General features: G+C 56.9%; 11 protein-coding genes. 7 read left to right on the top strand and 4 right to left on the bottom strand.

The annotated features are described in order from the left end of the window. Positions 1-88: 88 nt before the first annotated feature. The 6 genes from rplT to upp all read left to right on the top strand — a co-directional run bounded on the left by rplT (position 89) and on the right by upp (position 5,921). Complete coding sequence (gene rplT / locus VNZ60_RS00170) at positions 89-448, top strand: 50S ribosomal protein L20 (protein ID WP_108439775.1); 360 nt, start codon at positions 89-91, stop codon at positions 446-448. Between the two features lie 175 nt (positions 449-623). Further along, positions 624-1,640 carry a phenylalanine--tRNA ligase subunit alpha gene (pheS, locus tag VNZ60_RS00165; protein ID WP_325655997.1) on the top strand — a complete coding sequence of 339 codons (1,017 nt, stop codon included), beginning with the start codon at positions 624-626 and terminating at the stop codon, positions 1,638-1,640. Between the two features lie 137 nt (positions 1,641-1,777). Then, positions 1,778-4,204: a phenylalanine--tRNA ligase subunit beta gene (pheT, locus tag VNZ60_RS00160; RefSeq protein WP_325655995.1), complete on the top strand. Its 2,427-nt coding sequence runs from the start codon at positions 1,778-1,780 to the stop codon at positions 4,202-4,204. A 112-nt stretch (positions 4,205-4,316) separates the two neighbouring features. After that, on the top strand, positions 4,317-4,760 hold the full coding sequence (locus tag VNZ60_RS00155; RefSeq protein ID WP_014005494.1) for an integration host factor subunit alpha: 444 nt from the start codon (positions 4,317-4,319) through the stop codon (positions 4,758-4,760). Then, positions 4,757-5,164 (top strand): MerR family transcriptional regulator, encoded by a 408-nt coding sequence (locus VNZ60_RS00150; RefSeq protein WP_325655990.1) that lies wholly within the window; start codon positions 4,757-4,759, stop codon positions 5,162-5,164. Before VNZ60_RS00155 ends, VNZ60_RS00150 begins: the two co-directional genes overlap by 4 nt. 106 nt (positions 5,165-5,270) lie before the next feature. Next, positions 5,271-5,921 carry a uracil phosphoribosyltransferase gene (upp, locus tag VNZ60_RS00145; protein WP_325655988.1) on the top strand — a complete coding sequence of 217 codons (651 nt, stop codon included), beginning with the start codon at positions 5,271-5,273 and terminating at the stop codon, positions 5,919-5,921. A gap of 116 nt (positions 5,922-6,037) precedes the next feature. Here the strand turns inward: upp and VNZ60_RS00140 are convergent, their stop codons facing one another. The 4 genes from VNZ60_RS00140 to VNZ60_RS00125 form a co-directional block, all read right to left on the bottom strand. Then, on the bottom strand, positions 6,038-6,715 hold the full coding sequence (locus VNZ60_RS00140) for a type 1 glutamine amidotransferase domain-containing protein (protein WP_325655986.1): 678 nt from the start codon (positions 6,713-6,715) through the stop codon (positions 6,038-6,040). Between the two features lie 35 nt (positions 6,716-6,750). Beyond that, positions 6,751-7,782: an NADP-dependent oxidoreductase gene (locus VNZ60_RS00135; protein ID WP_325655984.1), complete on the bottom strand. Its 1,032-nt coding sequence runs from the start codon at positions 7,780-7,782 to the stop codon at positions 6,751-6,753. 74 nt (positions 7,783-7,856) lie between these two features. Then, a complete protein-coding gene (locus tag VNZ60_RS00130; protein WP_325655982.1) occupies positions 7,857-9,014 on the bottom strand; it encodes an iron-containing alcohol dehydrogenase in 1,158 nt (385 codons plus the stop codon). A gap of 71 nt (positions 9,015-9,085) precedes the next feature. Next, entirely contained in the window at positions 9,086-9,697 is a 612-nt protein-coding gene (locus VNZ60_RS00125; RefSeq protein ID WP_325655980.1) for a TetR/AcrR family transcriptional regulator, read from the bottom strand. Between the two features lie 218 nt (positions 9,698-9,915). On the opposite strand from VNZ60_RS00125, the gene VNZ60_RS00120 reads away from it, so the two are divergent. Then, on the top strand, positions 9,916-10,872 hold the full coding sequence (locus VNZ60_RS00120) for a LysR family transcriptional regulator (protein WP_325655978.1): 957 nt from the start codon (positions 9,916-9,918) through the stop codon (positions 10,870-10,872). Positions 10,873-10,966 lie beyond the last annotated feature (94 nt).

The raw sequence follows: 10,966 nt of genomic DNA, 5'->3' as shown, positions 1-10,966 counted from the left end.
TGCGCGGTTCCGTTGGGGTCAATGACCACAACATGGTATCCGTTTCGCGCATGTTGCCGAACGCTTAACCTCATACTAAGGAGTTATTATGCCTAGAGTAAAACGTGGGGTTACAGCTCGTGCCCGTCATAAAAAAGTTCTCGCCCTTGCCAAGGGTTACCGCGGTCGCCGCAGTAAAGTCTACCGTGTTGCCAAGCAAGCAGTCATGCGCGCTGGTCAATACGCATACCGTGACCGTCGTAACAAGAAGCGCGTATTCCGTGCATTGTGGATCGCTCGTATCAACGCCGCTTCGCGTGAGCATGGCGTTACCTACAGCGTATTCATGAACGGTCTGAAGCGTGCTTCGATCGAACTGGACCGTAAGGTTCTGGCTGATATGGCAGTGATGGACAAGCCAGCGTTTGCTGCGATTGTCAATCAAGTCAAGGCCAACATCGCTGCGTAAGTTATTTGCGTAACTCATTTACGTAACTTAGTGCGTAGTTTTGCCACCGCCGCATAGTTCTGCGGCGCGGCAATCCCGAGCGGGGCAGAGGTCAACACCTTGTGCCCCGTTTGTGTTTTTAACCGCCAATTTGTTTGTTGGCGTATTTCGGCTTCCACTGGAGCAGGAAAACTGCATGAACTCCCTAGAACAACTAGTAACGCAAGCCCAAGCTGATTTCACTGCCGCTATCGATGCCGCCGCGCTGGAAAATGCCAAGGCCAAGTATCTCGGCAAGACCGGCCAGATCACCGAGCAGATGAAGGGACTGGGCAAGCTGGCGCCGGACGAGCGCAAAGTCCAGGGCGCAGTCATCAACAACGCCAAAGAGCAGATCGAAGCCGCGCTGAATGCGCGCCGTGATGCACTGGCCAACGCGCAGATGCAAGAGCGTCTGAATGCGGAAGCGATCGACGTCACCTTGCCGGGCCGTGGCCGTGGCGTCGGCGGCATCCATCCGGTGATGCGCTCGTGGCAGCGTATCGAAGAAATTTTCCGTTCGATCGGTTTCGATGTGGCCGACGGCCCCGAGATCGAAACCGACTGGACCAACTTTACCGCGTTGAACAGCCCGGAAAATCATCCGGCGCGCTCGATGCAGGACACCTTCTATATCGATGGCAAGGATAGCGAAGGCAAGCAACTGCTGCTGCGCACTCATACCAGCCCGATGCAGGTGCGTTATGCGCGCATGAACAAGCCGCCGATCAAGGTCATCGCGCCGGGCCGTACCTACCGCGTCGACAGCGACGCCACCCATTCGCCGATGTTCCATCAGGTCGAAGGCCTGTGGATTGCCGAAGACATCAGTTTCGCCGACCTCAAGGGCGTGTACCTGAATTTCGTCAAGGCGTTCTTTGAAACCGACGATTTGCAAGTGCGTTTCCGTCCGTCCTATTTCCCGTTCACCGAACCTTCGGCTGAGATCGATATTGCGTTCGGCAGTGGTCCGCTCAAAGGGCGCTGGCTGGAAGTATCCGGCGCCGGGCAGGTGCATCCGAATGTGGTGCGCAACATGGGGCTGGATCCGGAACAGTTCATCGGTTTCGCGTTCGGTTCCGGTATCGAACGCCTGACGATGCTACGCTACGGCATCAACGATCTGCGCCTGTTCTATGAAGGCGATTTGCGCTTCCTGAAACAATTTAATTGAGCTGTGAATTAAGCTGTGAGCTGAGCTGATTTTTGAAGCGAGCTCCACGCCGAAGACGCTGAGATTGATTTGCCATCGTGCCTCGATAATCCAGCGTTCCTTGCTTCTGTGACTAAAGGTTTTTGAAGGTTTTACCTATGCAATTCTCTGAAAGCTGGCTGCGTTCCATGGTCGATCCGAAGATGACTTCGGACGAATTATCCCATCTGCTGACCATGTCAGGTCTCGAAGTGGAAGAGGTCGAGCCGGTTGCGCCGCCCTTTACCCATGTCGTGGTCGGCCTGGTGGTCGAGACTGCCAAGCATCCGAATGCCGATCGCCTCAACGTTTGCCAGGTCGACGTCGGCGCCAGCGCCATGCTCAATATCGTGTGTGGCGCGCCGAACGTGCGGCCTGGCCTCAAAGTGCCTTGCGCGATGGTTGGCGCCATCCTGCCGCCGGGTGCGGATGGCAAACCGTTCGAGATCAAACTCGGCCAATTGCGCGGTGTTGAGTCGCAAGGCATGCTGTGCTCGGCACGCGAGCTGAAACTGTCGGACGACCAGGGCGGTTTGCTGGAATTGCCTGAAGATGCGCCGGTCGGTCAGAATTTCCGCGATTATTACCAACTGAACGATCTTAAATTCACCATCAAGCTGACGCCGAACAAGGCGGATTGCCTGTCGGTGCTGGGTGTGGCGCGCGAAGTATCGGCGCTCACCGGTACAGCGCTGAAGCAACCTGTGTTCAAGGCGGTCGCTGCGACCAGCGCTGAAACATTGCCAGTGAAGATTTCGGCGCCGGATTTGTGCGGCCGTTTCTCGGGCCGCGTGATCCGCGGCTTGAACGCCAAGGCGGCAACCCCGCAATGGATGAAGCAGCGCCTGGAGCGCAGCGGCCAGCGCCCGATCTCGGCCTTGGTGGATATTTCCAATTACGTGATGCTGGAACTGGGCCGTCCAACCCACGTGTTCGATCTCGACAAGATCCACGGCGGCCTCGATGTCCGTTGGGGCAAGGCAGGCGAATCGTTGAAACTGTTGAACGGTAATACCGTTAGCGTCGACGACTGGATCGGTGTGATTTCCGACGATCGTCAAATCGAATCGCTGGCCGGCATCATGGGCGGCGACGCCACCGCGGTCTCGCTGGAAACGCAAAATATCTATCTGGAAGCAGCATTCTGGTGGCCGCAAGCGATTCAGGGCCGCGCCCGTCGCTTCAACTTCTCGACCGACGCCGGCCATCGTTTCGAGCGCGGCGTCGATTTCGCGACCACGGTTGAACACATCGAACGCATCACCGCCTTGCTGATCGAGATTTGCGGTACGCCTGAAACCCAGGTCGGCCCGATCGACGATCAAAGCGTCAACCTGCCAAAACGTGATCCGGTCAAGGTGCGTACTTCGCGCGCGATCCGGGTTATCGGCGTGCCTTTGTCGGATAGCCAGATCGCCGATATCTTTACGCGTCTGGGACTGGCGTTCACGCAAGAAAACGGTGTGTTTTCAGTGACGCCGCCGTCGTATCGTTTCGATATCGAGATCGAGGAAGACCTGATCGAAGAAATCGCCCGCGTCTACGGCTTTGAAAATATCCCGGCCTTGCCGCCGGTGGCGCCGAACGCCATGTATATCGCGCCGGAAAACCAGCGCTCGTTGTTCACCACCCGTCGTCAACTGGCGGACCTGGATTATCAGGAAGTGATCAATTTCAGCTTCGTTGAAGAAGCCTGGGAAGCCGATTTCGCCGGCAATCTGGCGCCGATCAAGGTGCTCAATCCGATCGCCAGCCAGATGGGCGTGATGCGTTCGACGCTGATCGGAAGCTTGATTGCCAACGTCAAATATAATCTCAACCGCAAGCTGAACCGGGTCCGGATTTTTGAAACCGGCGCCGTCTACATGCGTAACCAGGAAGTCCAGAACGGCCCGCTGCAGGTGGCTGGGTTCGAGCAGCCTAAGCGCGTAGCCTGCCTGGCTTACGGCCCGCAAGCCGACGAGCAATGGGGGCAGGCAAGCCGTACTGTCGACTTCTTCGATGTGAAGGCGGATCTGGAAGCCTTGTTTGCACCTGCGACTTTGCGTTTCGCCAAAATCGAACACCCGGCGTTGCACCCTGGCCGTTCGGCGCAAGTGCTGCTGGGTGACCAGGTAGTCGGTTTCATCGGTGAGCTGCATCCGCGTCTGCAACAGAAATATGAACTGCCTTTGGCGCCGGTTTTGTTCGAAGTCGACGGCTTGGCGTTGCAGCAACGGCAAGTGCCGGCCTATGTTGAAATTTCGAAATTTCCAGCCGTGGTGCGTGATCTTGCCGTGGTGGTAAAACAAGCTGTTTATGCGCAGGATTTATTGGATGTTTTTGCTGCCGAGCAGCAGGGCAATCCCGCCTGCCGGATTCTGCAAGCCATTGTTTTATTTGATGAATATCATGGCAAAGGACTGGAAAATGACGAAAAAAGTCTTGCTTTCCGTTTTACCTTGCAAGATACTGAAAACACCCTTCAAGATGACACCGTAGAGGCCGCAATGGCGGCTTTGATCGCTGCTGTCAGCAAGGTGCCAACAGCGAAATTGCGCACTTGATCTGTGGTTAGGTGACGCAGTTAAGTGGCTCTCGTGACAATAAAACCTGCAGCAAATGCCGGCAGCCGCGCCGGCAGCAGCAATCCCAAAAAGACAGGGGCGTAACAACAGAATGAACAATATGCAGACAGTAGAATTTGAATCCGTTCTGGACGCCGATCTGAATCGGGCGATGCGCGAAGCGCAAGCTCGTTCGCAGGCAGAAAAGAATTTGCCGACATTGACCAAGGCGGAACTGGCTGAACTTTTGTTTGAACAGGTTGGCCTCAACAAGCGTGAAGCCAAGGACATGGTTGAAACGTTTTTCGATGAAATCCGGGACGCGCTGGAACGCGGCGAGTCGGTGAAATTGTCGGGTTTCGGCAATTTCCAGTTGCGCGACAAGCCGCAACGCCCGGGCCGGAATCCTAAAACCGGGGAAGAAATTCCGATCACTGCGCGCCGAGTGGTCACGTTTCACGCCAGTCAAAAACTCAAGGGCATGGTTGAAGCCGCAAGCCTGCAACCAATCCAGCCTATCCAACAGTTTGCCGCCGCTCTCCCAGCTAATTCATGAACGATCGCATTAGTAAGTCCGAGCTTGTCGTATTGCCGCCGATTCCGGCCAAACGCTATTTCACCATAGGCGAAGTAAGCGAGCTGTGTGGCGTCAAGCCGCATGTGCTGCGTTACTGGGAACAGGAATTCACCCAGCTTAAGCCGGTCAAACGACGTGGCAATCGTCGTTATTACCAGCATCACGAGGTGCTGCTGATTCGCCGCATCCGCGAATTATTGTATGAGCATGGTTTCACCATCAGCGGTGCTCGCAACAAGCTCGATGGCCGCCTTGGCGGCGCAGCTGAAGTCGAACCCGCCGCCGAGGCTAAGCAAAACGAAGTCAATCTGGTCGAAGTGCGTCACGAACTAGAGCAGATACTGGCTTTGCTGATACCCAAGGTAGAACAAACAGTTGAATGAATGTTGCAGAAACGAGGGAGAGAAATCTCCCTTTTTTATTTAGGATGTTGAACCCGGATTTCGTCCTGTCTGTTCTCCATCCGCCAATTTTACCCATTTGCCGATCATGCTCAGCGACCCACGTTTCCCCAATCTTTTCATTCTCAATCATCCGCTGATTCAGCATAAGCTGACGCACATGCGGAGCAAAGAAACATCAACCCGCACCTTCCGTCAGTTGCTACGCGAAATCACGCTGTTGATGGGCTATGAAATCACGCGCGACCTGCCTTTGACCACGCAGCACATCGAGACGCCGATGCAAAGCATGGAGGCGCCGGTGATTGCCGGCCGCAAGCTGGCGGTGGTGCCGGTGTTACGCGCCGGGATCGGCATGAGTGATGGCTTGCTGGATCTGGTGCCGTCGGCGCGGGTCGGCCATATCGGGGTATATCGCGATCCGGAAACGCATCAGCCGGTTGAGTATCTGGTGCGTTTGCCGGATCTGGCGGAGCGGATCTTTATCGTGTGCGATCCGATGGTGGCGACTGGTAATTCGGCAGTCCACGCGGTCGATGTGTTGAAGAAGCGCGGCGTCAGCGACGAGCAAATCATTTTCCTGGCGCTGGTGGCTGCACCCGAAGGCGTGCAGGTGTTCCAGGATGCGCATCCCGGGGTCAAGCTGTATGTGGCTAGCCTGGATTCACATCTGGACGAGCACGCGTACATCGTCCCTGGATTGGGCGATGCCGGCGACCGCATATTCGGCACTAAATAAGCCCTAGTTAAATGGGGACAGAGTTTTTTTTGCGGCATTTTGCGAAAATTACTCTGCCCCCCTTTTAACGGACCACGGAGTACATCCGATTGCGGTCGCTATTTCCAGCTACGACATTAACCCAGCAGTTTCAACACCAGCTCCGCCACCGCAACCGAAGACGCCGGATTCTGGCCGGTGATCAGGTTGCCGTCGACTACCGCATAGCTGCTCCAGTCCGCTCCCTTGCTGTAATTACCGCCCAGGCGTTTCAGTTCGGCTTCCACCAGGAACGGCACGATATCGGTCAGTTGCACAGCGGCTTCTTCGCTGTCTGAAAAACCGGTGACCTTTTTGCCCTTGACCAGCGGTGTGCCGTCAGCGGCGCGCGCATGACGCAGAACGCCGGGCGCATGACAGACTGCCGAGACTGGCTTACCTGCTGCATGCATGGTTTCGATCAGTGCGATCGAATCCTTGTCTTCCGCCAGATCCCACAGAGGGCCGTGACCGCCTGGGTAAAACACAGCGTCATAATCCTTCGCTTGCGCTGTCGACAGTTTGATAGTCGCGGCCAGTGCGGCTTGTGCGACGCTGTCTTTGCGGAAGCGGTCAGTGGCTTCGGTCTGGGCGTCCGGTTCATCGCTTTTCGGATCCAGCGGCGGCTGGCCGCCGTGCGGCGACGCCAGCGTGATATCGGCGCCGGCGTCCAGGAAAGCATAGTAGGGGGCGGCGAATTCTTCCAGCCAGAAGCCGGTCTTCTTACCCGTGTCGCCCAGTTGATCGTGCGAGGTCAGTACCATTAATATGTTCATGCGAATTCCTTTTTATTTAGCAATAGTCGGAACGCTCATTCGTCGCCGGTGCGTATCACCAGCTTGCCGAAGTTCTTACCTTCCAGCAGACCGATAAAGGCTTGCGGTGCATTTTCCAGGCCGCCGACGATATCTTCCCGGTATTTGATTTTCCCGGCGGCGACCCAACCGCTCATTTCCTTGAAAAATTCCAGATAGCGAGGGTAGTAGTCAAAGATGATGAAGCCTTGCATCTTGATGCGGCGTACCAGCAACTTGCTCATCAGTCCTGGCAGATGGTCAGATCCTTCCGGTTTGCCAGTGGCGTTATAGTTGGCGATCAGGCCGCATACCGGCACCCGGGCGTGCAGGTTCAGCAAGGGCAGTACGGCTTCGAATACGGCGCCGCCAACGTTTTCAAAATACACGTCGATACCTTTTTCGCAGGCCGCTGCGAGCTGCTGCGGGAAATCGGCGTTGCGATGGTCGACGCAAGCGTCGAACCCCAGTTCTTCCACTGCGTATTTGCATTTGTCGGCGCCGCCGGCGATGCCGACCACGCGGCATCCCTTGAGCTTGGCAATCTGCCCGACCACCGAGCCGACCGCGCCAGTGGCGGCTGCCACCACCACGGTTTCGCCGGCTTGCGGCTGGCCGATGTCGAGCAAGCCCATGTAAGCGGTGAAACCGGGCATGCCGAGCAGGCCCAGCGCATAGGATGGCTTGCCCAGTTTCGGATCCAGCTTGGTCAGGTCTTTGCCGTCGGACAGCGCATAGTCTTGCCAGCCGCTGTAACTCAGCACCAGCTCGCCAGCCGTGTAGGCAGGATTTTCTGATGCTTCTACCTGTGATACCGTGCCGCCGACCATGACTTCGCCGACTTCGACCGGCGGCGCATAGGAAGGTGCATCGCTCATGCGGCCGCGCATATACGGATCGAGCGAGAGGTAGACGGTGCGCAGCAAAACCTGACCCGCGGCGGGTACAGGCGGCGGGCTTTGATCGAGCTTGAAATTCTCGGCAGTCGGCGCGCCGTGCGGACGCGAGGCTAGCAAGATGCGGCGGTTGACGGTTTTGCTTTGTGGCATGTTCGCTACTCCTAGAGTGGAATGAATGCCGGCGCTGTTTTGCCGGCGCGTGCAGAATCAGTTAAGCGTCGATCTCATAGCGCCGCTTCGAGGATCTTGCGGCTGACCGCGAGCGTGTGGTCCTGGTGTTCGCCGAGCCTGGTCATGCCGTGCTGTTCGAGTTGCACCAGTACTGTTTCGACCGCTGCCTGGCCCAGCTCGTAGTCGGACAGTCGGGTCTTGATACCCAGGCTTTCGAAGAAATCACGAGTGCGCTCGATCGCGAGGTCGATGCGTGCATCTTCGTCACCCTCGGTGATTTGCCAGACGCGCTCGGCGTATTGCAGCAGTTTGGCGCGTTTGCTTTCGCGCCGGACCGATAGCAACGACGGCAGCACGATGGCCAGGGTACGGGCATGATCGATATCGTATTGCGCGGTCAATTCATGGCCCAGCATATGGGTGGCCCAGTCTTGCGGCACGCCGGCGCCGATCAGGCCGTTGAGCGCCAGGGTGGCTACCCACATCAGGTTGGCGCGGGCGTCGTAGTCGTCCGGCTCGGCCAGCACGCGTGGTCCGGTTTCGATCAGAGTCAGCAGCAGCCCTTCGGCAAAACGATCTTGCACCTGGCCTTGCACCGGATAGGTCAGGTATTGCTCGACGGTGTGGACAAAAGCATCGACCACGCCGTTGGCGATCTGGCGTGGCGGCAGGGTGAAGGTCTTGCTCGGATCGAGAATCGAAAATTGCGGAAATACCAGCGGGCTGTGGAACGCCAGCTTGGCTTGTATCGATTTGCGGGTAACGACGCCGCCGTTATTCATTTCTGAACCGGTTGCCGGCAAGGTCAGCACGCTGCCGAAGGGCAGGGCGCTGCGGATGTTGGCGCCGCGCTTGACTGCGATGTCCCACGGCTCGCCATCGAAATTTGCCGCAGCAGCGACAAACTTGGTGCCGTCGATCACCGAGCCGCCGCCCACCGCCAGCAGGAAGTCGATTTTCTCGGCGCGCACTTGCGCCACGGCCTGCATCAGTGTTTCATAACTCGGATTGGGTTCGATGCCGGCGAATTCATGGATTTCGCGTTTGCCGAGCGCGGCCTTGACTTCGGCCAGGGTGCCGGTCTTCTGGGCGCTGGAGCCGCCGTATAGTATCAGCACACGCGCGTTGTGGGGCACCAGCTGGTCCAGTTTGGCGATGGTGTCGCGGCCAAAGACGATTTTGGTAGGATTGTAGAATTCAAAATTCAGCATACGGGTTCCTTGGGAAGTAGAGCGCTCGATGAGTCGAGCGGTAAAAATAATGTGCGAACTTGTAGCGCGCCTTAGCTTGATGCAGGTGGTGTCAGGACATTTAAAGTGATGCACATGGCGCTCTCGAGAGGACTGCGATCACGCTGGAGTTTGGCGAGCAGGCTGGCTCCCAACCACAACTGGTAAAGCATTTGCGCGGTTTCTTGCGGTTCCAGTTCGAGCCGCAGAGAGCCGTCGGCTATTCCTTCGGCGATGCAATCGGCCAGCCTGGCCATCACTTGTCGTGTGCCTTCGCACAACACCCGGCGCATGTCGTCCGATAAATCGGCGACCTCGGCGCTGAGCTTGACCACCAGGCATTTGTCCATCGCTTCTGCGCCGGATTGCGTATCGCGCCAATGGCTCCAGTAACGCAGCAACCGTTCGCGGGCCGGCTCCTGCGCCGGCTTTACTGCAATTTGCAGGACTTGTTCCAGCGCCTGCTGGTAGTCGTCGACATACTGCTGCATCAACTCCCGGCCGTATTGTTCCTTCGATCCGAAGTAGTGATAGAAGGAACCTTTGGGTATTGCCGCCGCACTCAATATCTCACTGAGTCCGACGCCGGAGAATCCTTTGACAGCAATGATTTTTTGTCCGGCGTCCAGGATATGGCGCTTGGTGGTGTCGTATTTTGCTCTCATGATTTGTCTATTCTAGCTCAAATTAGACCAGTCGTCTAATTGGCTGGATTTTGCTTCCGTGCAATATCAGAGCCATGCCGATTCGATACCTGAGGTCACGCCTGTCATGCTTTTGCGACGGCTACCCACGCTTATGCATATCCGTTATGCTAGTGAGGTTTATTGTGCAATTTTCTTGTCTGAACGTTCGCATCCCCATTTCAACTTTAGCGCCGCCCATGACATCCCGTACCAACCACCATCTCGATACCTACTTGCTACGCGTTTTGCACACTTTGCTGGTAGAAAAAAGTGTGTCGCGCACCGCCATCAAGCTGGGACAATCGCAGCCGACCATCAGCAATACGCTCAAGCGCTTGCGTGAGCTGACCGGCGACGCCATCCTGGTGCGTGGCAAGACCGGCATGGTGCCTACCGAACGCGGGCAGGAATTGCTGGCGCTGGCGAAGCAGGGATTGGAAGTCATCGAGAGAATCGCGGCGCCGGTCGCGGCCTTTGAAGCCGATAGCACGGCGCGGGTATTTCATATTGCCACGCCGGATTACCTGAACATGTTGCTGATCCCATCCATCATCGAGCAGTTGCGCCGGCGCGCGCCCGGCGCCAGCCTGATGGTGCATGCGCTGGACGCCAATCTGGATTACGCCAACGCACTGGAAAATGGCCGCTTTGACCTAGTGATCGGCAACTGGCCTGATCCGCCCGAGCATCTGCATCTGGCGCAATTATTCGATGACGATGTGGTGTGCATGATGCATCGCGACCACCCGGTAGCCAAGAAGGGCCTGACCCTGAAATATTATCTGGAAATGCCGCATCTGGCGCCGACACCTTATATCGAAGGACATCGCAGCGGCATCGACGCCGCTCTGGCCGAGCAAGGTTTGAAGCGTAACGTGCAGGTGACGATCCCGTATTTCGCGCTGGTGCCGCATGTGCTGGCGAAATCGGATTTGATTTTTACCACCGGCCGGCAGTTTGCCGAGCGGATTGTCGAGGATTGGCCGATCGGCATGTTTACGTTGCCGTTCGACATGCCGAAGATGCGTTTTTACATGCTGTGGCATGCGCGCTCACACGTGGCGCCGGATGTGGTGTGGCTGCGGCGCCTGATTGCCGAGGTGTCGGCCGATCTGGGCAAATCGGGAAAAAAACAGAGTCAGCCCGCCCTGTAAATCCTGCGATGGCTTACAGAGGCGGACCCGGCGCTGAATCCTTGCTGTGAATCCTCGTTGAATCCTCGCTGTATCCTTATCCCTGCTGTTATTT

Source organism: Collimonas sp. (assembly GCF_035566375.1).
Taxonomy (GTDB): domain Bacteria; phylum Pseudomonadota; class Gammaproteobacteria; order Burkholderiales; family Burkholderiaceae_D; genus Collimonas.
The sequence above is the reverse complement of the archived record's forward strand: the minus strand, read 5'-3'. Positions and strand labels throughout refer to the sequence as shown.

Coding starts and splice junctions, on each gene's coding strand:
- VNZ60_RS00120 (WP_325655978.1), top strand. CDS start 9,916: ATGACATCCCGTACCAACCACCATCTCGATACCTACTTGCTACGCGTT.
- VNZ60_RS00150 (WP_325655990.1), top strand. CDS start 4,757: ATGAACGATCGCATTAGTAAGTCCGAGCTTGTCGTATTGCCGCCGATT.
- pheS (WP_325655997.1), top strand. CDS start 624: ATGAACTCCCTAGAACAACTAGTAACGCAAGCCCAAGCTGATTTCACT.
- VNZ60_RS00135 (WP_325655984.1), bottom strand. CDS start 7,782: ATGCCACAAAGCAAAACCGTCAACCGCCGCATCTTGCTAGCCTCGCGT.
- VNZ60_RS00155 (WP_014005494.1), top strand. CDS start 4,317: ATGAACAATATGCAGACAGTAGAATTTGAATCCGTTCTGGACGCCGAT.
- rplT (WP_108439775.1), top strand. CDS start 89: ATGCCTAGAGTAAAACGTGGGGTTACAGCTCGTGCCCGTCATAAAAAA.
- upp (WP_325655988.1), top strand. CDS start 5,271: ATGCTCAGCGACCCACGTTTCCCCAATCTTTTCATTCTCAATCATCCG.
- VNZ60_RS00140 (WP_325655986.1), bottom strand. CDS start 6,715: ATGAACATATTAATGGTACTGACCTCGCACGATCAACTGGGCGACACG.
- VNZ60_RS00130 (WP_325655982.1), bottom strand. CDS start 9,014: ATGCTGAATTTTGAATTCTACAATCCTACCAAAATCGTCTTTGGCCGC.
- VNZ60_RS00125 (WP_325655980.1), bottom strand. CDS start 9,697: ATGAGAGCAAAATACGACACCACCAAGCGCCATATCCTGGACGCCGGA.
- pheT (WP_325655995.1), top strand. CDS start 1,778: ATGCAATTCTCTGAAAGCTGGCTGCGTTCCATGGTCGATCCGAAGATG.